We start from the raw sequence: 21,936 nt of genomic DNA on the forward strand, positions 1-21,936 counted from the left end.
AGGTCTGCTCAAATCTTTGTGGCTCTATGCCCAATGAGGTGAGTTTATGGACGCGAAAAACATCAATACTTCTGATTCGGCGCCGACACCCGTTTCACTATCTGTCGCCTTTATCTACTGGCTCAAGCTCGGCTTTATAAGTTTCGGCGGACCCGCCGGTCAGATCGCCATCATGCATCATGACCTTGTGGAAAAGAAACGCTGGATTTCAGAAAAGCGTTTCCTTCATGCCCTGAACTATTGCATGGTGCTACCCGGCCCTGAAGCACAACAACTGGCCACCTACATCGGCTGGCTGATGCATCGCACTTGGGGCGGCATCATCGCTGGCGGGTTGTTCGTGCTGCCTTCGTTTTTTATTCTGGTGGGACTGGCCTGGGTTTCCATAGCCTATGGCTCGGTTCCTGCCATTGCCGGGCTGTTGTATGGCATCAAGCCTGCGGTGGTTGCCATCGTGCTGTTCGCGGCTTTTCGTATTGGGTCGCGAGTGTTGAAAAATAACGTCCTGTGGTCAATTTCGGCCTTCGCATTTGTCGCCATTTTCGCCCTCAAGCTTCCGTTTCCAGTCATCGTGCTCGCCGCCGGGGTAATTGGGTATTTCGGTGGACGCCTCTCGCCTGATCACTTTAACGCAGGGGGCGGACACGGTAAGGCAGACAAGCATTTCGGCCCTAGCTTGATTGATGACGATACGCCCACGCCGGACCACGCTTTGTTCAGTTGGATCAGGCTGGCAAAAGTTGCCGCCATCGGGGTTGGCTCATGGCTGGCTGTCATGGCTGTGCTGGTTGCAAGCTTTGGCTGGCAAAGTACCTTCACTCAGATGGGCTGGTTCTTTACCAGGGCTGCATTGTTGACTTTTGGTGGCGCGTATGCGGTGCTGCCTTACGTCTATCAAGGCGCCGTAGAGCATTATCAATGGATGACCCCTACGCAGATGATTGATGGGCTGGCTCTGGGTGAAACCACACCCGGCCCGCTCATCATGGTGGTTACCTTTGTCGGTTTTGTCGGTGGGTGGGTCAAGCAGATCTTTGGTGGCGATGCTGTCTTTGCTTCGGCTTTCATAGCCGCTGCGGTGGCCACCTTCTTTACCTTCCTGCCAAGCTTCGTCTTTATCTTCATGGGTGGCCCGTTTATCGAAACCACCCATGGCAACCTGAAACTGACGGCGCCATTGACCGCCATCACGGCCGCCGTGGTGGGGGTCATCGTCAATCTGGCATTGTTCTTTGCCTATCACGTGTTCTGGCCGACGGGTCTTGGCAACGCCGTAGACTGGCCATCCATCGTGCTTGCCATGACTGCCACGGTAGCCATCTTTCGGTTCAAGGTTGGGGTGATACCTGTCATCCTAGCCAGCGGTGTTCTAGGCATGGGATGGAAGTTGCTCGCTTGAGCATCCGTACAAGGAGAAATAAATCATGAAATGGGTTACGCGTGAACGTCCAAAGATGGACCGCATCGCCTGTCCTTGGTTGATTGCACGGTTTATCGACACGGAACCGGAACTTCACTATGTGCCAAGTGGCGATGTGCTGAAAGTGGCGCAGGAAACTGGAGCGATTCCATACGATATTCCCGGCGTCGAGTTCTCCCATGTGGGTGAGTTGTGCAGTTTCGATGCTTTCCTGAAGAAATACAATCTCAACGACCCCGCTTTGCAGCAGCTTGCCGAGATTGTCAGGGGCGCAGATACATCAAGGCTCGAACTCACGCCACAGTCGGCCGGGCTTTATGCGATTTCTCTGGGGCTGTCTCACACCTTCCAGGATGATCACGAAATGCTGCAGCATGGGCTGGTGATCCATGACGCACTCTATGCATGGTGCAAGGATTGCCAGAAGGAAGCACATAACTGGCCCCCGGCTAAGTGATTGTGGCAGCGTAACGCCCCCGTCGATAGCCGTCTTTCCCAGAGTGATCATGATAGCGTAACTGCTCGGTGGGCTTGGTGCGTTGCGGCACGTCGCCCCAATATCGATCACGAAAATTGGATGCCAAATAAAAAAATAGCGGCGAAATGGCAGGAAGAGGATGGCAGGAAGAGGACTTTGGCCAGTATCAACGAAAGGCGGTTACGATAGCGGTCTGCCGTACCATCAGCGCCGACTTTTTTGTTGCCGTCAAAAGTGCAGAGGCGTTGTCAGCATCATCCAAAGGATAGATTAACGTGAATCACTCCCCAGCTTTAAATCACGGTGTGTTGCCGCAGCTATCAAAGCGTACGTTGGCCGTGTGGCGGCGTAATTTTCTGGTCTGGAAAAAAATGGCGATTCCTTCCTTGCTGGGCAATCTCGCGGACCCGATGATTTATCTGTTTGGGTTGGGTTATGGATTGGGCAGCTTGTTGCCGCAAGTGGCGGGGGTGCCTTACATTGCGTTTCTGGCCAGCGGTACGGTGTGCGCTTCCACCATGAATGCGGCGTCGTTTGAGGCGTTGTATTCGGCTTTTTCACGCATGCAGATGCAACGCACATGGGAGGCTATTTTGTATGCGCCGGTGGCGCTGGACGATGTGCTGGCGGGCGAATGGTTATGGGCGGCGGCCAAGGCCACGCTTTCGGGCAGCGCGATTCTGCTGGTGGTCTCATTACTCGGTTTTGTGGCCTCGCCGCTGGCATTGTGGGCGTTGCCGGTGATCTTTCTGACGGGCCTGACATTTTCTGCGCTGGGCTTGATCATCACTGCGTTGGCACCATCCTATGATTTTTTCATGTATTACTTCACGCTGTTTTTGACGCCGATGGTTTTGCTGTGCGGGGTGTTCTTTCCGCAGGAGCAGCTGCCCTTCTTGGTGCAGTCAGTGGCGGCGTGGCTGCCGCTCACGCATGCGGTGGCGCTGGTGCGGCCGCTCTTGTTTGGTCAGGTGCCGTCGCACATTGCGTTGCATGTCGGCGCGTTGCTGATTATCACGGGCGGGGCATTCTGGATTGCATTACGGCTGACGCAACGACGTTTGCTGAAGTAAAATTGCATCATGGAACTTATCATTAACGGCGAAGCCTTGACGCTGTCGGCACCGTTGTCGGTAGCAGCGTTGCTGGATTCGCGCAACCTCACCGGCAAACGCGTTGCGGTGGAAAGAAATGGCGAGATTGTGCCCAAAAGCCGCCATGCGGAAACCCTGCTGACCACCGGCGATCGCATCGAAATCGTTGTCGCCGTCGGCGGCGGCTAGCTAACAAATACAGGAGTTAATCGTTCCATGAATCAAGCGTTAAACCAGCTCAGCACCACGGTGGCGGCCCCCGCGGTGGCGGATCTTTTGGTGATCGCCGGTCGGGCGTATGGCTCGCGGTTACTCGTGGGCACAGGCAAATACAAGGATTTTGCGCAAACGCGCGCAGCGATTGATGCCTCTGGGGCCGAGATTGTCACAGTGGCGATTCGGCGCACCAATATCGGCCAGGAGCCGGGTCAGCCGTCTTTGCTGGACGTATTGCCCCCTGAGCAATTCACCATTTTGCCGAACACCGCAGGGTGCTTTACGGCGGATGATGCTGTGCGCACGTTGCGCCTGGCGCGTGAACTGCTGGACGGCCACGCACTGGTGAAGCTCGAAGTGCTGGGAGACGCGCAGACTTTATTCCCCAACATGCCTGAAACCCTGAAGGCAGCAGACATTTTGGTCAAGGAGGGCTTTCAGGTGATGGTGTATTGCGCGGATGACCCGATCCAGGCGCGCATGCTAGAGGACATCGGTTGTGTGGCAATCATGCCGCTGGCTTCACTTATTGGTTCCGGCATGGGTATTCTTAACCCGTGGAATCTGCAACTCATCATCAACCAAGCCAAAGTGCCGGTGCTGGTGGATGCCGGCGTGGGCACGGCCTCGGATGCCGCTATCGCAATGGAGCTCGGCTGTGATGGCGTGTTAATGAACACCGCGATTGCCGCAGCAGAAGACCCGGTACGCATGGCAGGTGCGATGAAAAAAGCCGTTGAAGCAGGTCGAGAGGCTTGGCTGGCAGGACGCATGCCCAAGAAGTTTTATTCGGCAGTGCCCAGTTCGCCCAGCGGTGGATTGATCGGCGCAACGTGAAATGCTGGCTGGTTGTTGGGTGGCTGCTGTTGCCCTCAGTGCTTTGCGCCCAGGAAACGGCAGAAGCCGAGCCCGAATCCGAGCCAATAGCGCGTGCCATTGCGTATCCAAAAGATGTTCCAGCGCTTGCCGCCAGCGATCAGGGTCAAATTCAAACACCAGACACGCCATTCGCCGCGCCGCCTGTAGAACCACCCCGCGCGTTACCTTTGAGTCCGCATGAGGCAGCAGCATCGCCATCTCCTGTGCCTTCTACTGCCCCGGCTCCCGCTGAATTGAAGGCGTTACCAGGACGCACCGGATATGCTTTTGATCAGCCAGAAATTCTCGTGCGGCAGCGGTTATTTGGCTTGGCGCATGGGGTCTCGTTACTTGCAGCAGCCTGTGTGGATTTACCTGAACAATCTGCCGCCATCCAAAAATCATTCGTTGCTTGGCATGCTCAGCAGGCCGCAGCCATTGATCAGGTGGTGCATGATCTGGCCAAGTATTATTTTGGCCCACAGGCGGCTGTTGCTCAATGGCAAGATTTAACCCGGGCACTCAACCTGAAGGACTACATTGATCAATCGCTGGGGCAGTTTGAATTAAGCGTGGCCTGCGCCAGTTTGACGCAAGCCATCACCGGGCCGCGTTACGATCTTGCGGCGTTGTTGCAGGTGGAGCCGCTGATCGCGATGAAAACTATTGCGGGCGAGGTAGTTCCCGCCAGTGCGACAGCCGCACAGCCAGCGCAGGCAACCAATGCAATCAATGCAACCAGCGTAACCAGCACAACAAACGATGCGCCCGCACCTGCCGCTGTGCCAGCAACCAATCTTGTGCCCTCCGCTGCGACAGAACCCATCGCAACACCCGCACCCACAGAAGCGCCCTCTCTACCTGATGAACCCCGCGCCCCCTGATCTCACAGAATCTACCGAAGAGACACCGGACCGCCATATTCGTAGCTTTGTGTTGCGGCAGGGGCGGGTTTCTGCTGCGCAACGTCGCTTTCACGAAGAAGGCATGCCGCGCTGGGGTATCCCATATCAGCAAACTCTGCTGGATTGGACAACAGTGTTTGGTCCTTTGCGTTGTGCAGCGCCAAAAATTCTTGAAATCGGTTGCGGCATGGGCGAGACCACCGCTGCTATCGCCGCATCGCAACCAGAAAATGATTATCTTGGTATCGAGGTGCATACTCCGGGCGTAGGCAGCCTGCTCAAGGAAATTGCAACGCGTGGGCTAACTAACCTGCATGTGATTCAGCATGACGCCGTTGAGGTGGTACGCGATATGATTGCGCCGCAAAGCCTTTTCGGCATCCACGTTTTTTTTCCCGATCCGTGGCCCAAAAAACGCCAGCAAAAACGGCGACTGATTCAGCCCGCGTTTGTTCATGCGCTTGCCCAACGGTTGGCACCCAATGGCTATATCCACTGTGCAACCGATTGGCAGGACTATGCTGAACAAATGTTAGCCGTGCTAACGGCCGAGCCATTACTGAACAATATCGCCAGCGATTACGCCCCACGCCCCAGCTACCGGCCGCAAACAAAATTTGAGACACGCGGTCTGCGTCTGGGCCATGGCGTATGGGACGTTATCTTTCGCCGCACAGCGTAAGCATTTGCGTGAGGTGCTGCCGCTCAGTGCGCTGCCGCTGGTGCGAGGCAATCACTTGCCTGGGCTTGGGCACCGAGCGCTTTGAGCTTGTCGGCTTTTTGTGCATCATCGAGCGCGCCATTCAAAAACACGGTATCGGATTCCATGGCAAAGCGCTGGCACTGTGGGCTGCCGAGTAGTTGCGTGCGAAATTCATAGGCGCGGCTGACGTCATTCACGACGGGCGGTGCAAGCGGCGCTCGTCGCGGCGGAAACTTCGGCATGACGATGAGCGGAATGGAAGGTATGGATGGTACGGCCGTATTCGATGTGGCCGCTTTCACCTCCGCTGGTACAACAGAAAACGCGGCGCCTGTCAGCGACAAAATGACAGCGCATGTTTTATGATTCAGCATCAAGGGCTCCTTTTGGTTAAAGAGATTGCAGCGCAGCTTTTCCGTGTTCGAGTGCCGCGATGTGTATGAGTTCAACGGGGTCGTTCAACGGGGCTTATCCCCTTGCAAGGTCACGCGATGCAACAGTCGCGTGTCTCCATGATAATCATGGATCGGGTGGTGTAGTACGCAGCGGTTGTCCCAGCGCGCAGTGGAACCCACGGCCCAGGAAAAGCGGCAGGTGAATTCTGCTCGGGTCTGATGAGCAAACAGAAAATCAATCAGCGGTTTTTGCAAGTCAATTCCTTCGACGAGCGCGCCAACGGTGTCGACGAGAGGTTTGTACCGAGAAATGCGTGAAGTCAGGCATGCGGTGATATGCGGAAAACTGGCGTGTAACCGCCGCATCTTAACCCTTTGACAGGCGTTGTGATGAGCCATGCCACGCAAACAGGGTGGGAAAGATGTTGATACTCCCGTTTCTGTCCTGACTGAAAAATTGCAAAAATTGGCAGGTGCCTTTCACCCCGCATCTCATCTGACGGGATGGCGGGGCAAACTCATGGAGCTGCGTATGCTGATTAACTGTGTTGCTTACCGCGAAGGCAAAAAACTCGCTGAGTTGGATATTGAAGCGATTAGCGATTATCTGCAACAGCCTGATTGCTTTGTTTGGGTTGCTTTGCGCGATGCGACGCCTGCCGAGCTGGAAAAAATGCGCGAGGAGTTCGACCTGCATCCGCTAGCCATCGAGGATGCAAACCACGGCCACCAGCGACCGAAGATCGAGGAATACGGCGAGACACTGTTCGCCGTGGTTCATACGCTGGAACAAGTGCAAGAGGAAATCGTCGTCGGTGAAGTGGATATCTTTGTCGGCCGCAATTTCATTCTTTCGGTGCGCAACCGTAGCAGCCATCCGCTGCTCGGTGTGCGCGCGCGCTGCGAACGTGAGCCGGAGATGCTTAAACAAGGCGCGGGCTTTGTGCTCTATGCCCTGATGGATGCTGTGGTGGATCGTTATTTCCCACTCATCGACAGCGTCGAGTCGGAACTCGAAGCCATTGAGGAACATATTTTTGATAAGGGCGCGGCGCGTTCAAATATCGAACGTCTCTATGAAGTCAAGCGCCACACGGTGACGCTCAAGCATGCGGTGACACCACTGATGGAAGCTGTAGGCAAGCTGACCAGTGGCCGCGTGCCGCCAGTTTGCGCGGGGAGCCGAGATTATTTTCGTGATGTGTATGATCATCTGGTGCGCATTAACGCCAGCCTCGATGGCATTCGCGACACCATCGGTACGGCGATCCAAGTGAGTTTGTCATCCGTGGCCATTGATCAAAGCGATGTGGCCAAGCGCCTCGCCGCCTGGGCCGGTATTTTTGCCGTGGCCACCGCATTTGCCGGCATCTGGGGCATGAACTTCAAGGCCATGCCGGAGCTGCAATGGGATTATGGCTATCCGGCGGCCCTGGTGGTGATCGCCACTGCCTGCGGTGTGTTGTTTCACCGCTTCCGCCGCATGGGCTGGCTATGACAGCTGCTTTCCGCGCAAACGAAAAATCAGTCAGCCAGAAATCGCGCCAGTAGCTGATTAAGAAAGCGCTGCCCCTGCCGTGTCGGCCGCAGTGTGTCTTCAACCATTTCCAGCAGCCCTTCGCGCCGCGCCACCAGCGCCGAGTTTTCGATGGTGGCCAGGGCTAAGCCGGTGCGTTCGGTGAACAGGCGCAGCGGGAAACCGGCGGTCAAACGTAGCGCATTCATCATGAATTCACCGGGCAGATCGGTCGCGCTAATCGTTTGCCGTGTGCTGATGAAGTCGTTAAGGTGATGCTTTGGTTGGCTCTTTGCCGCACCCTGCATATACGCGCGCGGGTGGCGGTGACGCGCTTCGCGCCAGATTTCCATATGATTGGACAGCTTGGAATGGGCACCCGCGCCGATGCCAAGATAATCGCCAAACGCCCAGTAGTTGAGGTTGTGGCGGCATTGTTCCCCGGCTTTGGCAAAGGCCGAGGTTTCGTAGTGGATGAAATTTTCCACAGCAAGTTTTGCCTCGATCATTTCCTGCATGTCGGCGGCGATGTCGTCATCGGGCAGCGGCGGCGGCGTGTGGTGAAACGGCGTGTTCGGTTCCAGCGTCAGGTGATAGGCCGAGAGGTGGCTTGCGCCGCTGGCAATCGCTGTGTCGATGTCGTGCTCGGCCTCATTGAGGTTTTGCTGCGGCAGCGCGTACATGAGATCGATGTTCACGCGGGCGAAATGCGTCAGCGCCAGATCAATCGCCTGCCGCGCTTCGCGGCTGTCGTGGATGCGGCCGAGTGCCTTGAGCTTGTCATCGGCAAAACTTTGAATGCCCAGCGACAGCCGATTGACGCCGGCCTCGCGGAAGGCTTTGAACTTTTCGGCGTCCACCGTGCCAGGATTGGCTTCGAGGGTAATTTCGGCATCCGGCTGCAACGGCACGCGCATGCGGATGGCGGCCAGCAAGGCATCGGCCGTTTCCGCGCGCATCAGGCTGGGCGTGCCGCCGCCGATGAACACACTCATTACCGGTCGGTTCCAGATGTGCGGTAGCGCCGCTTCAAGGTCGGCAATCAGCGCTGCGAGGTAAGCGGCTTCGTCAATGTCCGCTTTGGCTTCGTGCGAGTTGAAGTCGCAGTAGGGGCATTTTTTGACGCACCACGGCCAGTGCACATAGAGGGCCAGCGGCGGCGGTGCGGCAAGGCCTGAGGTTGCCGCTGCGCTGCCGTCTGAAAAAGTTCCCGAAGGGACGTGCCGCGCTGGCGCTGACGAGACGGCAGTGATCGGAATGATGCGGCTATCACGCGGCATGTTTCAGCTTGCCGATTAGTTGCCGGAGCGCCTGGCCGCGATGCGAGCGGCGGTTTTTTTCTTCCGCCGAAAGCTCGGCGGCGGTGCACCCGAGATCAGGAATCAAAAAATGCGGGTCATAACCAAACCCGCCTTTGCCACGCGCAGTGGTGATGATCTCGCCATGCCATTCGCCTTCGCCGATCAGCGGTTGCGGGTCATCCGCATGGCGCACCAGCACCAGAACGGCTACATAATGCGCGCGCTTATCCGCGATACTTTCCAGCGCCGCAACCAGTTTTTGATTGTTGCGCTGATCATCTTTCGGCTTGCCCGCATAGCGTGCCGAATGCACGCCGGGCGCGCCCCCCAGCGCGGGCACGACCAGCCCCGAATCATCCGCCAGCGCGGGCAGGCCGGTAAGGCGCGCGGCGTGACGCGCCTTGGTCAGCGCATTTTCGATGAACGTGGCATGCGGCTCGTCCGCCTCTGGGACGGCGAAATCGGCTTGAGGCACAAGTTGAAAATTCAGCGGCGCGAGTAACTCGGCGAACTCGCGCAACTTGCCGGGATTATTCGAGGCGAGCACTAGTTTTTGCATGATAAGTTATGGATGGCTGTACAGCCTGTCCATGCATGAACAAACGGCAGAGTAGTCCGCCGTTTGTTCGGGTGTTACAACCAGACTTACTTTGCTTCGGTTTCAGTAGCAGGGGCCGTCTCAGTGGTAGCAGCTTCAGTGGTAGTCGCTTCAGTCGTTGCAGCAGGCGCGGTAGCAGTATCTTCTTTCTCTGCTTCGCCGGCAAAAACAGCAGTGGCAAGTAAACCAACCAATAAAGCAGCAAGCAATTTTTTCATAATAAATCCTCCGGTTAGATAGTTAGGATGTCTTATCTGACACCGTGAATTAATCACCACCTACAGTGTCGCGATAATTATATAGCGTAGCCTTTCTCTGTCCATTTATTTGCTCTGCACCTGGTCAGCAGTCATCTGCCTTGTGTTTTGCGGGTGTTAACTGAAAGGCTTGCCGCAAGTATCCGGCCTATTTTGTAGTGAATGAACGAATCCCCAACGCCGTATATTGCACTTGGATAATACTGTTGATGCCTTGCGTCGCAAGCGCTAGCAGCGCATCCAACTCGGTCCGCGAAAACGGTGCGCCCTCTGCCGTGCCCTGCACTTCAATCAGGCCGCCGCTGGCGGCCATCACTACATTCATGTCGGTGTCGCACGCCGAGTCCTCGGCATAGTCGAGATCGAGCCGGGGCTGCCCGGCGACGATGCCGACCGACACGGCGGCAACCAGTTCGCGCAGCGGGCTGGTTGCCAGTTTACCGCTGGCCACCAGTGTGGCGAGGGCGTCGTGCAGGGCCACGCAGGCGCCGGTGATGGCGGCGCAGCGTGTGCCGCCGTCGGCTTGCAACACGTCGCAATCCAGCGTGATCTGACGCTCACCCAGCGCGGACAGATCGGTCACCGCGCGCAGGCTGCGGCCGATGAGTCGCTGGATTTCCTGCGTGCGTCCGGACTGTTTGCCCTTTGCCGCTTCGCGCGTACTGCGGGTATGTGTCGATCGCGGCAGCATGCCGTATTCGGCCGTGATCCAGCCGGAACCTTTGCCACGCAAAAATGACGGCACGGATTCTTCCACGCTGGCGGTGCATAACACTTTGGTTAAACCGAATTCAATCAACACGCTGCCTTCGGCATGGCAGGTGTAGTGGCGGCTGATTTTCAATGCGCGCAGTTGATCGGGCTTACGCTCGGTGCGCGTGATGATTGGGTTTACCGATTGATTCATGGCAACTTTCTGTCAGAGTTAAAGGTGTCAGGGTTGAAGATGATGGCGCAATTTTCTCAGCCACGCCGACCAGCCGGAGTCACCCGCCTTGGCCAGTGTTTCCCGTAAAGCGTGGGCATTTTGTGGCCGCAGCGCGGGGGCAAGGCGCAGGCATTCATCAATGGCGATGAGCAGGCGCGGTGAATACAGGTCGCTGAAGCGCTGCCGCGCCGGATGCAGATAATCATCTTTTAGCCGTTCGTCGGCTGCGGGCGGCGCAGTTTTAGCAAGGGCAGCATACATGCAGGCACCAATGGCATAAATATCCGTCCATGGCCCCAAGGTATAGTTGCCGTGATATTGCTCAGGCGCAGCAAAACCGGGGGTATACATGGCGCGCGGCAAAGGAGGGCCGATATCTACGGCAAAGCGCGAAGCGCCAAAATCCAGCACGACCGGGGTATGGTCACAGCGCAGCCAGATATTGGCAGGTTTCAGATCGAGATGTAACAGCCCGCAACTGTGCACCTCGCTCATGCCATGCAATAAGTTGGTAAACACGTTCAATACAAATGCTTCACTGATAGGCCCGCGCTGCGCGCGAATGTGGTCTTGCAGGGTGCGCCCGCGCTCTAAAGGCATCACCATATAGGCGGTGCCGTTGGCACGAAAAAAGTTCAGCACACGGATGACATTGGTGTGACTTAACCCGCTGAGCACGCGTGCCTCCTCAAAGAAGTAAGCGAGCCCGCGCTGAAATTCAGCTTGATGTTCCGGCGGAATCTGCAACTGAGCTTCGCCTGCAGCGCGTAGTGCGAGTGTTTGCGGAATATATTCCTTGATCGCCAGCGGTTGCTGGTTAGCGTCATAGGCAAGATAGATGATGGAAAACCCGCCGCATGAAATTTGGCGCTCGATACGATAACTTTCCAGCATCGAGTCGGCAGGCAACGGGTGATTGATGGGGGGGGGCATAGGTAGATAGTTATACTGTGGTGGTTCTCGCTTTTCAGCAGTCTGCTGTATACCACAGCCTGCGCACGAGGCCGATTTTTTTCAATCTTCGAGAGTTTGATACCCATGATACACAGCATGACCGGCTATGCCGCTGCCAGCCAAGACCTTGGTGATGCAGTACTGAATCTTGAAATCAAAAGCGTGAATTCCCGGTATCTTGATATCAGTTTTCGTTTAAGTGAGGAACTGCGCTTTCTGGAAATGCCGCTGCGCGAAAAAATTACCGAACGCATCGGCCGCGGCAAGCTTGAATGCCGCGCCTATCTCATGGCGCAGCCGGGGCAGGGCGGTGTTGTGCGTGAACGCACACCGAATGTGGCGCTGCTCGCCGAGCTGGGCCGCATGGAGGCTACCGTGCGTCAAGCCTTGCCGCAGGCACAGGCATTGACTGTCGCCGAAGTGTTGCGCTGGCCCGGGGTACTCGCGGATGACACGGTAGCGCCTGATCAATTGCAAAGCGTTGCGCTGGCACTTTTTGCCACATTGTTGGATGAGTTTGTCGCCAGCCGCGAACGTGAAGGGGCCAAGCTGGCCGACGTGCTGCAAGAGCGTATCACACGGATGCGCGGGCAGATGCGCGCCGCCGAGCCGCTGCTGCCGGCGGCCATTGCCGCCTACCGCGAGCGCCTGTCGGCCAAATTGCGCGAAGCGGTGGCGAATCTGGATGAAGATCGCATTCGCCAGGAAGTGGGTGTTTTTGCTGCCAAGATCGATGTAGCAGAAGAAATTGCGCGCCTGGTGACGCATCTTGATGAAGTGGAGCGCGTGCTGAAAAAAGGCGGTGCGGTGGGCAAGCGGCTGGATTTTCTGACCCAGGAACTCAACCGCGAGGCCAATACCCTGGCCTCGAAATCCGTGTCGGGCCAAGTCACGGCGATTGCGCTGGAATTAAAATTGCTGATCGAGCAAATGCGCGAGCAAGTACAGAATCTGGAATAAGTTTAAAAATCAAAAGGAGATAAGCATGCCTGAAGACCGCAAAATTCGTTTAGGCGCCTTTATGCGCCCGGTGACGATTCACACCGCCGCATGGCGTTATCCCGGAGCCTTTCCTGACGCCAACTTTAACTTGGCGCATCTCAAGCGATTTATCCAAACACTTGAGCGCGGACGGTTCGACATGTTTTTCATGGCCGATCATCTGGCGGTACTCAATATGCCGATGGATGCCTTAAAGCGCAGTGCCACGGTGACTTCATTCGATCCACTCACTTTACTGCCCGCGCTGGCGATGGTGACAGAACACATTGGCCTGGTGGCTACTGCGTCAACAACGTATAACGAGCCGTATCATGTGGCACGCAAGTTTGCTTCACTTGATCACTTAAGCAACGGCCGCGCTGGCTGGAATGTGGTGACATCCAGCAACCCCAAAGAAGCGCTGAATTTCAGCCGTGAAGAGCATATGGAGCACGATGAGCGCTACGTGCGGGCGCGCGAGTTTTACGATGTCGTCACCGGCTTGTGGGATAGCTGGGCAGACGATGCCTTTATCCGCGATGTGACCAGCGGTGTTTATTTCGATCCCGAAAAGCTGCATGTGCTGGACCACAAGGGCAAATATTTTTCCGTGCGCGGCCCGCTGAATGTGGCGCGTCCGATTCAAGGCTGGCCGGTGATCGTGCAGGCCGGGCAATCCGAAGCGGGCCGTCAGCTCGCGGCGGAAACGGCAGAGGTGGTATTTTCAGGCTTGAGCAAAAAAGAAGTGGCACAACAGTATTACACCGATGTCAAGGCGAGAATGCTGGCCGTGGGCCGCGACCCGGGGCAGATGAAAATTCTCCCCGGCGCATTTGTCGTGGTGGGGGATACGGCCGAAGAAGCGCGTGCTAAAAAACGCCATCTTGATAGCCTGGTATATCCCGAGAGTGGCTTTGCCTCTCTGGCGGGGCAACTGGGCTGTGATATTTCGGGTTTCGATCTGGATAAACCCTTGCCGGAGGATCTGCCACCGTCCAACGCCAGCCACACGGCGCGGCAAAAACTGGTCGCCATGAGCCGGGATGAGGGCTTCACCGTGCGTGAGCTGGCGCAATATATCGGCGGCGCATTTGGCACCCTGGAAATGATCGGCACCCCGGCGATGATTGCCGATCAGATTGAAGACTGGTTCACTTCCAAAGCCTGTGATGGCTTCAATATCATGTTCCCCTATCTACCCGAGGGGCTGGATGACTTTGTCGATAAGGTGGTGCCTGAATTGCAACGGCGCGGGCTGTTCCGCCGCGAGTACGAAGGCAAGACCCTGCGCGAAAATCTTGGGTTACAGCGACCGGAGAATCGGTTTTTCCCTTCGAAAAAATCGGCATAGTTTGCCGCTGGCTTGTTTCGCCACGATTTCTTTCATCGCGCTTTTTCACCGTCCCCCAAGGGGACTTTCCAGGGACGGCTCTGCCCAACAGCGGGTTCAAACATTCCCTGCGGTCAGATTCAAAGCTTCGCGGCGTATCGCCAGCGCCGACTTTTCAGCGCTGGCATTTTATTTTTCGACCATGGCTGTTCAGGTAAATCAGGCTGAGGCTGCGCATACCTCTGAGGCTACGCACACCTGATTACGTCCTCCGTGTTTTGCGGCATACAAGGCTTTATCCGCGCGTTCGATAAACGATGTGCCCGCTTCATCAGGGACGTAGCGCGCCACGCCCAGCGAGATCGTGACCTTGGCAGTTACTTCTTCGCTACCACCTTTTTTAATTCGTTCCCTTCAATGGTACGGAAGGGATTTTCTGCCAAGGCGTGTACGCCTTCCAGTAAGGTGTTTGGCAGTAGCACAACAAATTCTTCGCCGCCATAGCGCGCCGCGGTGTCACGTCCTTTGACATTATCCATGAGCACCTGCGCTACCGCGCGAATCACTTTGTCGCCAAACAAATGGCCATAGGTGTCATTGATTTTTTTGAAGTGATCAATGTCACACATTAACAAACACGGCTGAGCGGCGGGGTCGTGTGTGTCCTCAGTATTCAGCGAATCAAGACAGGCGTCCAGTGCTTGGTCAAACCCACGGCGGTTGGTTCGCCCTGTGAGGGCATCAAGCAAAGAAGCGTCGCGTGCGCGGGTGACCTCTTCACGCAGCGACTCAATTTCGCGTTGGCTTTTCGCTAACTTGGCTTTGAGTGAATTCGTTGAGGCCTGCATAGTCTGGGTGCCGACGATCAAGGCTTTGATATCGATTGTGGCGCCCGGCAGGGCACTATTTTTTTCGATATCCATCAAGGTTTGGCCAAAGTGGTCTGCTTCTTTGGCAACCTCGCCGGTTGAGACAGTAATCCAGCCGATGATGCGCCAGACAGGTCCTTTGTCAGCGGTGAGGTGAATGAGTTCGCCACGTTTGAATGTGTGGGTTTGGCGATCAATGCGCGGGTGTGAATGGAGCGGTATGGCATTGTTCCTTCAATACGCTGTGGCTGATTTTGCGGCGGCCTTGACCGTTACGGATGTGCGCTTTTTATTGCTGTCCTCAATGATCAGCGTGAGCGGCACACTGTCACCGGCCTTCACCTGCTGATGCAGGCCAAACAGCATGACGTGATAGCCGCCGGGTTTGAGTTCCAGGCTTTTGTCGGCGGTTAGCGGCAGGCTAGGCACGGCGCGCATTTTCATGATGTCGTTTTCCACCAGCATTTCGTGAATTTCGACGTGATCGGCAACCGGCGATGTCATACCGACAAGGCGCGCAGCGGTGGTCGAGGTGATGGTCATGAATGCCCCGGTTACTTTTTGCAATGGCACGGTGGGGCGTATCCAGGCGTTCTGTACGCTTATTTTGGCATGTTCGGCATATTCGGCATGGGCCGAGAAGGTCAGTAGGACAAAGAGAATGCTGGTTTGAATAAGGCGAGACATGAGGTTTGCTCCTTTACGTTGAATGGGAAAAAATCAAAAACGGTGATTGACGCCCAGCGCCAGCGACCAGGGTGCAGTGAGCTGGCCCGAGCCAGGAATGGCCGGGTCGGTATTGGCGTATTGCCGCAGGGCAACTTGCAGGAAGCCATAGACGCGGGTTTGCGAGGTCACTGCAATGGACAGGCCAGGGCTGAGATGGATCGAATAGCCGCCGGAAGCAGGGTTGGCATTGGCGCCGGTATCGCGGCCGCGATATTGCGTATTAAGCTGCAGCAAGGCGCTGGTGGTGCTGGAGAGCGTGCGGCTCAGGCCGAGATTCAGGTTGAGCGTTTTACCGGGCCGGTACGCATCGCGGGTGTCAATCGCCGCCTGCGCTTCGCCGCTGAAGAACCAGTTCCAGCCACTGCCAGGTGTACCGTTGTAGTGATAGGCGCCAAGAATCAGATCGGTGCTGCCAGTACCCGGCTGGGATGAGCGTTCCAGCTTGTAGGGTGTGGTTGGGTCGGCCGGATCGGACGGCGACATGGTTTTGTTGATGGCGCCGGTGGGCAGCTTGAGGCCGAAGCGAAGTCCGCTGCCGGAAAATGGACTGCCGCTGTCGAGCTTGTACTTGCCAACCACGCGGATATCGCCCAGTTGGCTGAACTTGGCTTGCTGGTCAACGGAGGTGCCGGTGATTGAGTCGAGGGTATGCGTGTGGTCGCGGATCATCAGCGGGAGGCCGATAGCAATGTTCCAGCGCGGGTTGATCGCATACTCGAAGTCGGCGCTGAGCACCTGGTTGATGGTACGCTTGTTTTCGAGCTCATCACCGCTGGCGCTGGGCGCTTCTGCATTGATCCTGCTTGACCCGGCGCGCAGTCGGTCGGCTTTGGCCCAGGAGTAGTGCAGATCAAGGCTTAAGCCTTCGTTGTGGGTCAGCCCCTGGGCATCCCAGTGGTTGTCAATCGAGCAAAACGCCGAGCCGCAGGAGGCGTGTGCGCTGATGGCGGTGAGGGTGATGAATGCGCAAAGCAGCCAGCGCTGCGTAGTGGCAGTGATGTTGAAATGCATTTGGAATGCTCCTTTTGAATCTGTCTCTGGATTTGAATCCGTTTTTGGACGACTGCAACTGCTTACGCACGCTGAGTGCGCATGAGCAGGAAATATGCAGTGAACTTGCTGAATGGCGGCAAGGATGCTCAGGGCGTTAACGCCTTGGAGCCGAGCCGGACTTCAGCGTGCAGGAGAGATCAGGTGCGCGCGGGCGGGCCGCGCGGGGGATGCGCCGTCCAGGCAAAGGATGCGGGACGGGCTGAGATAAACGCAGAAAGCGATGCGTGAAAAGTCGGCGCTGGTGATACGGCGAGCGTTGTGTTGGCAAACAACAGTGCACCGCTGGCGACGCACAATTTGCAGCAATCGTGCGTGTTGCTGCTATCTGATGGTGATTGCTTGTCGCCCGCTACGCCACTCCGTGTCGCCTGGGCATTGCTGACGCCCAGCACAGTGCAAATCTCGGCGAAAAACTTTCCATCACTGTCTGACTTGCCTTGATGCGATCCCATCAAACCCATGCTGGCCAAGCTTTGCATGAGCACGGCAAAGACGCCCAGCACGAGGAACAGCCGGGCATGGTGCACGGCTGCGCGATGAAGGAACGAATAGTAGCGGGACGTGAACATGGCGTGTAACTTCCGGCGTGATTCTAACTGGCCCTGGTATTTATTGCTGCGTGATTTTGATGATTGTCAAATTGAGCGCTATTTTATATAGCGTCAAAGTTGGGCAAGGTGCGTTATCCTTCCCACTTTAATTTGCAACATTTCTTGTCTTTGATAGCCATGACGATTGGTACTTTGTTCATCATTGCAGCACCTTCTGGCGCGGGCAAGACCACGCTGGTTAACCGCCTGCTGGCTAACGATGCGCAAGTGCGGCGTTCAATTTCCTATACCACCCGCGCGCCGCGTCCGGGTGAAGTGAATGGGGGTGATTATCACTTCGTTGATCTGCCGCAGTTTATGGCGATGCGCAGTCGGGGCGAGTTTGTCGAGTCGGCCGAAGTGCATGGCAACTATTACGGCACGTCGCGCGCATGGTTAGAGGCACAAATGACGTCAGGCATGGATATGTTGCTGGAGATTGACTGGCAAGGCGCACAACAAATACAGCGGGAGTTTACCGAAGCGGTGGGTATTTTTATTTTGCCGCCGAGCATGGATGAGTTAAAACGCAGGCTGCAACAACGGGCAACTGATAGCCCAGAAGTTATCGCGCGTCGCCTGGCTGCAGCGCGCGATGAAATGAGGCATGTGACCGAGTTTGATTTTGCTATAATCAACAGAGACTTGGATGTGGCACTGGGCGAGCTGACTGCCGCCGTGCGCGCCTCCCGCCTGCGAGTCAAGCGTCAGCTGGCTCGTCATCCCGATGTATTCCGCTTTTTTGAACAGGACTAAACCCCATGGCTCGTGTCACCATTGACGATTGCATCAAGAGAATCCCTAACCGCTTTGATCTCACGCTGGTCGCGGCGTATCGCGCGCGTCAGCTGGCCATGGGCAGCACGCCGCAAGTTGAAGCGGATAACGATAAATGCGCGGTGATCGCCCTTCGCGAAATTGCCGCTGGCAAAGTGGGGGTCGATATTCTGGCCCGCCCGCAAACCACATAACTTATCGGTGCATGGGGTGAGTGTGTCCGCCATGACCCCACCCCTCATGCCGTCTGCGCTGGCCGACAAGTCGATTAATCCAGGCCACCCGCCAAAGCCAGATAACCCGGATAACCATTTCCCGGCATCGCCAGCGCCAGCCAGCTTTTCTGTCAGCCTGTCGGATCTCAACGCGCGTCTTGCTACCTATTTGAGCCCTGAGGATATGGTGCGCGTGGGCGAGGCCTATCTGTTTTCTCAAGCAGCGCATAGCGGCCAGATGCGTGTCAGTGGCGATCCTTACATTTCTCACCCGCTGGCAGTCGCTGCCGGATTAGCCGATTGGCATTTGGATGTGCAGGCGCTGAGTGCCGCGTTGCTGCACGACGTGATGGAAGACACCGACATCACCAAAGAGCAGCTGACCGAACGGTTTGGCAAAGGCGTGGCCGATCTGGTTGATGGTGTTTCCAAGATTGATCGCATCGAGCATCAAAGCTTTGAAGAGGCGCAGGCCGATAATTTTCGCAAGATGCTGCTGGCGATGGCGCGCGATGTCCGAGTGATCCTCATCAAGCTGGCTGATCGGCGACATAACATGCAGACGCTGGGCTCCATGCGGCCAGATAAACGTCGGCGGATTGCCAGAGAAACGCTGGATATTTACGCCCCCATCGCCAACCGGCTGGGCCTGAATGCCTTGTATCGCGAGTTGCAAGAGCTCGCCTTTTGCCATGGACAGCCCATGCGTTATCGGGTGCTGGAAAAAGCCGTCAAGAAGGCGCGGGGCAATCGGCGCGAGGTGGTCAATAAAATTCTTGAAGCGATACGCACGACCCTGCCCAGCGCTGGGCTGGATGCTGAAGTCATGGGCCGTGAAAAGCATCTGTATGGCATTTATCGCAAAATGCGTGAAAAGCAGTTGAGCTTTTCTCAAGTGCTGGATATTTATGGCTTTCGCATTGTGGTGAAGAATCGTTCGAGTTGTTATCTCGCGCTGGGGGCATTGCATGCGCTTTATCCGCCGGTGCCGGGCAAGTTTAAAGACTACATTGCTATTCCCAAAGCCAACGGCTATCAGTCGTTACACACCACATTAATCGGCCCGTTTGGCACACCCGTTGAAATTCAGATTCGCACGGCTGAAATGCACAATGTGGCCGAATCGGGCGTGGCTTCACACTGGCTGTATAAAGAAGATCACAAGATCAGCCAGTTGCAGCAGAAAACCCACCAATGGTTGCAATCGCTGATTGAGCTGCAGTCTGATTCGGGTACGGCGTCGGAATTTCTTGAGCACGTCAAAGTTGATCTCTTCCCTAGCGAAGTGTATGTGTTCAGCCCGAAGGGAAAAATTTTCGCTTTGCCGCGTGGCGCCACAGCCGTTGATTTTGCTTACGCTGTGCATACAGACATTGGCGACCGTTGCGTAGCGTGTCGCATCAATTTTGAAACTTCCCCGCTGCGCACAGAACTGAAAAATGGTGATCGGGTGGAAATTATCACGGCACCGCATGCGGCACCGAATCCGGCCTGGCTTAGCTATGTGAAGAGCGCCCGGGCACGGTTCAGGATCCGTCACTTTTTGAAGACCCAACAAAACGAGGAATCTGTGGCGCTGGGTGAACGGTTGCTTGCGCACGCGCTGCATGAGATGGGGGTGTCACCCGCCAAAATTTTGCCCGCAGCGTGGGACCGCTTCAAAAAGGAATCAGGCGTGCGCTCAAAACGTGCCGTGCTCTCGGATATCGGCTTGGGCAAGCGCTTGCCCGCGATTGTGGCGCGCCGCCTGGCCGAAGGGCTGGATGTGCCAGCGACGAATTTGACCGCGAACCCCCCACGTGCGCGCCAGGCGATTTTGATTCGCGGCACAGAAGGTATCGCCGTGCAACTGGGCAAGTGTTGCCGGCCGATTCCCGGTGACCCGATTGTCGGTTTGATTCGCAAAGAACAGGGGCTAGTCGTGCATACGCATGATTGCCCTGTGTTGGCAAAGCTCAGAAGCGAGCGCGGCAATTGGGTGGATGTTGCCTGGGATGTATTGCCGGACCATCTGTTTGATGTCACCATCCGCGTGATTGTTAAAAATGCGCGTGGCTTGCTGGCACGGCTGGCGAAAGGAATTGCCGATAGCAATGCCAATATCATTGATGTCAGCGTGGAAGATGATCGCGACTCCACCATGCTGTATTTCACTGTGCAGGTGACTGATCGCGTTCACCTCGCGCGTATCCTGCGTGCCCTGCGGCGTGTGCCCGAGGTGCTGCGTCTGGCGCGCTACATTAATCCAAAAAACTAGAAGGGAACCCCTGATGGCTCAGTACGAATCTGAATTTACCCAATTTATGCGTGACTGGATGGCAGCACACCCGGAGCAAGCCGCTGAACAACAAGCTGGGCGCGCGCTTTGGTGGGATAAGGCGCCTCGGCCGTTAGAGACCATCGCGCATGACGCTGCAGCCAGGGTAGCGGTTAAGCCGTATTACTATGACATCAACTGAGCCAGCATCAATTCAGCCACCGGGCGATTCATCGGGTGCCGGACTGATACGGCGTGTGAGCAGACCGATTAGTGCCACCCCTGCAAACGCGGCACCGACATAAAACGTCATGGCCGGGCCAAATGCGGCCCATACGCCCCCGGCTATCACGCTAGCGGCCAGCAGCGCCAGGCCACTCGCCAGATTGAACACACCAAAAGCCGTGCCGCGTAAATCTGCCGGTGCCGCATCGGCAACCAGTGCAGAGAGCAGACCCTGTGTTGCGCCCATGTGCAGGCCCCACAGCGCGGCGCCCAGACCTATCAGCCAGATGTTGCTCGTCAGCGCCAGCACGAGGTCGGACACGATCAGAAAGAAAATGCCCAAGGCCAGCAAATGGCGTCGGCCGCCATTGTCGGACAGCCTGCCGAAAGGGTAAGCACTCACGGCATAAACGATATTCATCACGACTAGCATCAGCGGTACCCAGGTCACCGCCAGCCCGACATTTTCGGCGCGCAGCAGAAGAAAAGCCTCGGAAAAACGGGCGCAGGTCAGCACCGCCGCAAACGCCACCAGCCACCAGAAGCGGGGGGCAAGCCGATGCAGGTTTTCGCGGCGAAGCGGCGAGCGCAACTGCGCTGCCGGGCGCGTTGACTCCGGCTCCTCAACGCCAAAAATAATCAGCAGCACGCAGATAAACGCTGGTACCACCGCCACCCAGAAGACCAGACGAAAGTTATCCTGCGTCGCTACCATCAGCGCCATCGCCAGCAGCGGCCCGGCAAAACCGCCCACGGTATCCATTGCCTGACGCAAGCCATATGCCGCGCCGCGATTTTCCGGCAGCGTGATGTCGGCGATCAGCGCATCGCGCGGCGCACCACGTATGCCCTTGCCGACGCGGTCGATAAACCGTGCGGTAAGCACCGCGCCTATGCCATTGGCCAGCGGAAACAGCGGCTTGGTCAGCGCCGCCAGCCCATAGCCCAGCAACACCAGCGGCTTTCTGCGGCCCATCCAGTCTGAAATCACCCCCGAAAATATCTTGACGATGGAAGCTGTCGCTTCGGCTATGCCCTCGATAAAGCCAACCGACAAGGCGCTCGCCCCCAGTACGGTGACCAGAAACACTGGCAGCAGGCTGTGGATCATCTCCGAAGAAAGGTCCATGAACAGGCTCACCAGCCCGAGCGCAACGATACTGCTGGGCAGCTTTGAGCGATTCATGGCGGTACTCCCTGAGATGGAAACGCGATGCACAACGATACACTGTGATTGATTGCGCAGCATGGAATCACATGGGCAAACGTCAGCGAAAAGTCGGCACC

Annotated in this window: 27 protein-coding genes; 14 read left to right on the forward strand and 13 right to left on the reverse strand. The window is 56.6% G+C overall.

What is annotated here, in order from left to right; genetic code table 11:
- Positions 1 to 46: 46 nt before the first annotated feature.
- From chrA to trmB, 7 genes are all read left to right on the forward strand, one after another.
- Positions 47 to 1,399: a chromate efflux transporter gene (gene chrA / locus PG1C_RS03395; RefSeq protein WP_202636019.1), complete on the forward strand. Its 1,353-nt coding sequence runs from the start codon at positions 47 to 49 to the stop codon at positions 1,397 to 1,399.
- Between the two features lie 25 nt (positions 1,400 to 1,424).
- On the forward strand, positions 1,425 to 1,877 hold the full coding sequence (locus PG1C_RS03400) for a chromate resistance protein ChrB domain-containing protein (protein ID WP_202636020.1): 453 nt from the start codon (positions 1,425 to 1,427) through the stop codon (positions 1,875 to 1,877).
- Between the two features lie 296 nt (positions 1,878 to 2,173).
- Positions 2,174 to 2,971 carry an ABC transporter permease gene (locus PG1C_RS03405; RefSeq protein WP_237218276.1) on the forward strand — a complete coding sequence of 266 codons (798 nt, stop codon included), beginning with the start codon at positions 2,174 to 2,176 and terminating at the stop codon, positions 2,969 to 2,971.
- 9 nt (positions 2,972 to 2,980) lie between these two features.
- Positions 2,981 to 3,181 carry a sulfur carrier protein ThiS gene (gene thiS / locus PG1C_RS03410; RefSeq protein WP_202636021.1) on the forward strand — a complete coding sequence of 67 codons (201 nt, stop codon included), beginning with the start codon at positions 2,981 to 2,983 and terminating at the stop codon, positions 3,179 to 3,181.
- 27 nt (positions 3,182 to 3,208) lie between these two features.
- Entirely contained in the window at positions 3,209 to 4,045 is an 837-nt protein-coding gene (locus PG1C_RS03415; RefSeq protein ID WP_284431785.1) for a thiazole synthase, read from the forward strand.
- Positions 4,042 to 4,950 (forward strand): hypothetical protein, encoded by a 909-nt coding sequence (locus PG1C_RS03420; RefSeq protein WP_202636022.1) that lies wholly within the window; start codon positions 4,042 to 4,044, stop codon positions 4,948 to 4,950. The genes PG1C_RS03415 and PG1C_RS03420 overlap by 4 nt, the downstream gene beginning before the upstream one ends.
- Complete coding sequence (trmB, locus tag PG1C_RS03425) at positions 4,931 to 5,653, forward strand: tRNA (guanosine(46)-N7)-methyltransferase TrmB (protein WP_202636023.1); 723 nt, start codon at positions 4,931 to 4,933, stop codon at positions 5,651 to 5,653. The genes PG1C_RS03420 and trmB overlap by 20 nt, the downstream gene beginning before the upstream one ends.
- A 23-nt stretch (positions 5,654 to 5,676) precedes the next feature.
- On the opposite strand, the gene PG1C_RS03430 is transcribed toward trmB, so the two are convergent.
- A complete protein-coding gene (locus PG1C_RS03430; RefSeq protein ID WP_202636024.1) occupies positions 5,677 to 6,048 on the reverse strand; it encodes a hypothetical protein in 372 nt (123 codons plus the stop codon).
- 84 nt (positions 6,049 to 6,132) lie between these two features.
- Positions 6,133 to 6,435 carry a TauD/TfdA dioxygenase family protein gene (locus tag PG1C_RS03435; RefSeq protein WP_202636025.1) on the reverse strand — a complete coding sequence of 101 codons (303 nt, stop codon included), beginning with the start codon at positions 6,433 to 6,435 and terminating at the stop codon, positions 6,133 to 6,135.
- A 31-nt stretch (positions 6,436 to 6,466) separates the two neighbouring features.
- On the opposite strand from PG1C_RS03435, the gene corA reads away from it, so the two are divergent.
- On the forward strand, positions 6,467 to 7,567 hold the full coding sequence (corA, locus tag PG1C_RS03440; RefSeq protein WP_284431786.1) for a magnesium/cobalt transporter CorA: 1,101 nt from the start codon (positions 6,467 to 6,469) through the stop codon (positions 7,565 to 7,567).
- Positions 7,568 to 7,593: 26 nt separating this feature from the next.
- On the opposite strand, the gene hemW is transcribed toward corA, so the two are convergent.
- The 5 genes from hemW to PG1C_RS03465 all read right to left on the reverse strand — a co-directional run bounded on the left by hemW (position 7,594) and on the right by PG1C_RS03465 (position 11,602).
- Positions 7,594 to 8,865, reverse strand: a complete 1,272-nt coding sequence (hemW, locus tag PG1C_RS03445) for a radical SAM family heme chaperone HemW (RefSeq protein WP_202636026.1) — start codon at positions 8,863 to 8,865, stop codon at positions 7,594 to 7,596.
- Positions 8,855 to 9,445, reverse strand: a complete 591-nt coding sequence (rdgB, locus tag PG1C_RS03450) for an RdgB/HAM1 family non-canonical purine NTP pyrophosphatase (RefSeq protein WP_284431787.1) — start codon at positions 9,443 to 9,445, stop codon at positions 8,855 to 8,857. Before rdgB ends, hemW begins: the two co-directional genes overlap by 11 nt.
- An 86-nt stretch (positions 9,446 to 9,531) precedes the next feature.
- Positions 9,532 to 9,702: a hypothetical protein gene (locus PG1C_RS03455; protein ID WP_202636027.1), complete on the reverse strand. Its 171-nt coding sequence runs from the start codon at positions 9,700 to 9,702 to the stop codon at positions 9,532 to 9,534.
- A gap of 187 nt (positions 9,703 to 9,889) precedes the next feature.
- A complete protein-coding gene (gene rph / locus PG1C_RS03460; protein WP_269464918.1) occupies positions 9,890 to 10,624 on the reverse strand; it encodes a ribonuclease PH in 735 nt (244 codons plus the stop codon).
- Positions 10,625 to 10,675: 51 nt separating this feature from the next.
- Positions 10,676 to 11,602 carry a serine/threonine-protein kinase gene (locus PG1C_RS03465; RefSeq protein WP_202636029.1) on the reverse strand — a complete coding sequence of 309 codons (927 nt, stop codon included), beginning with the start codon at positions 11,600 to 11,602 and terminating at the stop codon, positions 10,676 to 10,678.
- A gap of 117 nt (positions 11,603 to 11,719) precedes the next feature.
- Between PG1C_RS03465 and PG1C_RS03470 the strand changes: the two genes are divergently transcribed.
- Together PG1C_RS03470 and PG1C_RS03475 are read left to right on the forward strand one after the other, a co-directional pair.
- Positions 11,720 to 12,583, forward strand: a complete 864-nt coding sequence (locus PG1C_RS03470; protein ID WP_284431788.1) for a YicC/YloC family endoribonuclease — start codon at positions 11,720 to 11,722, stop codon at positions 12,581 to 12,583.
- 25 nt (positions 12,584 to 12,608) lie between these two features.
- Positions 12,609 to 13,955, forward strand: coding sequence for an LLM class flavin-dependent oxidoreductase (locus PG1C_RS03475; protein ID WP_237218277.1), 1,347 nt, complete (start codon positions 12,609 to 12,611; stop codon positions 13,953 to 13,955).
- Positions 13,956 to 14,153: 198 nt separating this feature from the next.
- On the opposite strand, the gene PG1C_RS14960 is transcribed toward PG1C_RS03475, so the two are convergent.
- From PG1C_RS14960 to PG1C_RS03500, 5 genes are all read right to left on the reverse strand, one after another.
- Positions 14,154 to 14,285, reverse strand: coding sequence for a hypothetical protein (locus PG1C_RS14960; RefSeq protein WP_202636031.1), 132 nt, complete (start codon positions 14,283 to 14,285; stop codon positions 14,154 to 14,156).
- 26 nt (positions 14,286 to 14,311) lie between these two features.
- The gene (locus PG1C_RS03485) at positions 14,312 to 14,857 is read right to left on the reverse strand and encodes a GGDEF domain-containing protein (protein ID WP_202636032.1); all 546 of its coding nucleotides are present in this window, start codon (positions 14,855 to 14,857) and stop codon (positions 14,312 to 14,314) included.
- A gap of 180 nt (positions 14,858 to 15,037) precedes the next feature.
- Positions 15,038 to 15,490, reverse strand: coding sequence for a copper chaperone PCu(A)C (locus PG1C_RS03490; RefSeq protein WP_202636033.1), 453 nt, complete (start codon positions 15,488 to 15,490; stop codon positions 15,038 to 15,040).
- A gap of 33 nt (positions 15,491 to 15,523) precedes the next feature.
- Positions 15,524 to 16,543, reverse strand: a complete 1,020-nt coding sequence (locus PG1C_RS03495; RefSeq protein WP_202636034.1) for a hypothetical protein — start codon at positions 16,541 to 16,543, stop codon at positions 15,524 to 15,526.
- A gap of 179 nt (positions 16,544 to 16,722) precedes the next feature.
- The gene (locus PG1C_RS03500) at positions 16,723 to 17,154 is read right to left on the reverse strand and encodes a DUF2946 domain-containing protein (protein WP_202636035.1); all 432 of its coding nucleotides are present in this window, start codon (positions 17,152 to 17,154) and stop codon (positions 16,723 to 16,725) included.
- A 159-nt stretch (positions 17,155 to 17,313) separates the two neighbouring features.
- Here PG1C_RS03500 and gmk point away from each other — a divergent pair, with 159 nt between their 5' ends.
- Genes gmk through PG1C_RS03520 form a run of 4 tightly spaced genes read left to right on the forward strand, consistent with a single transcriptional unit; the run spans position 17,314 to position 20,626 of the window.
- Positions 17,314 to 17,931 (forward strand): guanylate kinase, encoded by a 618-nt coding sequence (gmk, locus tag PG1C_RS03505; RefSeq protein ID WP_202636036.1) that lies wholly within the window; start codon positions 17,314 to 17,316, stop codon positions 17,929 to 17,931.
- Between the two features lie 5 nt (positions 17,932 to 17,936).
- A complete protein-coding gene (gene rpoZ / locus PG1C_RS03510) occupies positions 17,937 to 18,146 on the forward strand; it encodes a DNA-directed RNA polymerase subunit omega (RefSeq protein WP_202636037.1) in 210 nt (69 codons plus the stop codon).
- A 46-nt stretch (positions 18,147 to 18,192) separates the two neighbouring features.
- Positions 18,193 to 20,424, forward strand: coding sequence for a RelA/SpoT family protein (locus PG1C_RS03515; RefSeq protein ID WP_202636909.1), 2,232 nt, complete (start codon positions 18,193 to 18,195; stop codon positions 20,422 to 20,424).
- 13 nt (positions 20,425 to 20,437) lie between these two features.
- Positions 20,438 to 20,626, forward strand: a complete 189-nt coding sequence (locus tag PG1C_RS03520) for a DUF3460 family protein (RefSeq protein WP_202636038.1) — start codon at positions 20,438 to 20,440, stop codon at positions 20,624 to 20,626.
- A gap of 12 nt (positions 20,627 to 20,638) precedes the next feature.
- Here PG1C_RS03520 and PG1C_RS03525 read toward each other — a convergent pair whose 3' ends face one another.
- Positions 20,639 to 21,835, reverse strand: a complete 1,197-nt coding sequence (locus PG1C_RS03525) for an MFS transporter (protein ID WP_202636039.1) — start codon at positions 21,833 to 21,835, stop codon at positions 20,639 to 20,641.
- Between the last annotated feature and the right edge of the window lie 101 nt (positions 21,836 to 21,936).

Origin of the sequence: Rugosibacter aromaticivorans, from assembly GCF_000934545.1 — a bacterium.
GTDB lineage: Bacteria > Pseudomonadota > Gammaproteobacteria > Burkholderiales > Rhodocyclaceae > Rugosibacter > Rugosibacter aromaticivorans.

Bases quoted from the DNA above. Each gene is read 5' to 3' on its own strand.
- chrA (WP_202636019.1), top strand. From the start codon at position 47: ATGGACGCGAAAAACATCAATACTTCTGATTCGGCGCCGACACCCGTT.
- PG1C_RS03400 (WP_202636020.1), top strand. From the start codon at position 1,425: ATGAAATGGGTTACGCGTGAACGTCCAAAGATGGACCGCATCGCCTGT.
- thiS (WP_202636021.1), top strand. From the start codon at position 2,981: ATGGAACTTATCATTAACGGCGAAGCCTTGACGCTGTCGGCACCGTTG.
- PG1C_RS03415 (WP_284431785.1), top strand. From the start codon at position 3,209: ATGAATCAAGCGTTAAACCAGCTCAGCACCACGGTGGCGGCCCCCGCG.
- trmB (WP_202636023.1), top strand. From the start codon at position 4,931: ATGAACCCCGCGCCCCCTGATCTCACAGAATCTACCGAAGAGACACCG.
- PG1C_RS03430 (WP_202636024.1), bottom strand. From the start codon at position 6,048: ATGCTGAATCATAAAACATGCGCTGTCATTTTGTCGCTGACAGGCGCC.
- PG1C_RS03435 (WP_202636025.1), bottom strand. From the start codon at position 6,435: ATGCGGCGGTTACACGCCAGTTTTCCGCATATCACCGCATGCCTGACT.
- corA (WP_284431786.1), top strand. From the start codon at position 6,467: ATGCCACGCAAACAGGGTGGGAAAGATGTTGATACTCCCGTTTCTGTC.
- hemW (WP_202636026.1), bottom strand. From the start codon at position 8,865: ATGCCGCGTGATAGCCGCATCATTCCGATCACTGCCGTCTCGTCAGCG.
- rdgB (WP_284431787.1), bottom strand. From the start codon at position 9,445: ATGCAAAAACTAGTGCTCGCCTCGAATAATCCCGGCAAGTTGCGCGAG.
- PG1C_RS03455 (WP_202636027.1), bottom strand. From the start codon at position 9,702: ATGAAAAAATTGCTTGCTGCTTTATTGGTTGGTTTACTTGCCACTGCT.
- PG1C_RS03465 (WP_202636029.1), bottom strand. From the start codon at position 11,602: ATGCCCCCCCCCATCAATCACCCGTTGCCTGCCGACTCGATGCTGGAA.
- PG1C_RS03470 (WP_284431788.1), top strand. From the start codon at position 11,720: ATGACCGGCTATGCCGCTGCCAGCCAAGACCTTGGTGATGCAGTACTG.
- PG1C_RS03475 (WP_237218277.1), top strand. From the start codon at position 12,609: ATGCCTGAAGACCGCAAAATTCGTTTAGGCGCCTTTATGCGCCCGGTG.
- PG1C_RS03485 (WP_202636032.1), bottom strand. From the start codon at position 14,857: ATGGATATCGAAAAAAATAGTGCCCTGCCGGGCGCCACAATCGATATC.
- PG1C_RS03490 (WP_202636033.1), bottom strand. From the start codon at position 15,490: ATGTCTCGCCTTATTCAAACCAGCATTCTCTTTGTCCTACTGACCTTC.
- PG1C_RS03495 (WP_202636034.1), bottom strand. From the start codon at position 16,543: ATGCATTTCAACATCACTGCCACTACGCAGCGCTGGCTGCTTTGCGCA.
- PG1C_RS03500 (WP_202636035.1), bottom strand. From the start codon at position 17,154: ATGTTCACGTCCCGCTACTATTCGTTCCTTCATCGCGCAGCCGTGCAC.
- gmk (WP_202636036.1), top strand. From the start codon at position 17,314: ATGACGATTGGTACTTTGTTCATCATTGCAGCACCTTCTGGCGCGGGC.
- rpoZ (WP_202636037.1), top strand. From the start codon at position 17,937: ATGGCTCGTGTCACCATTGACGATTGCATCAAGAGAATCCCTAACCGC.
- PG1C_RS03515 (WP_202636909.1), top strand. From the start codon at position 18,193: ATGCCGTCTGCGCTGGCCGACAAGTCGATTAATCCAGGCCACCCGCCA.
- PG1C_RS03520 (WP_202636038.1), top strand. From the start codon at position 20,438: ATGGCTCAGTACGAATCTGAATTTACCCAATTTATGCGTGACTGGATG.
- PG1C_RS03525 (WP_202636039.1), bottom strand. From the start codon at position 21,835: ATGAATCGCTCAAAGCTGCCCAGCAGTATCGTTGCGCTCGGGCTGGTG.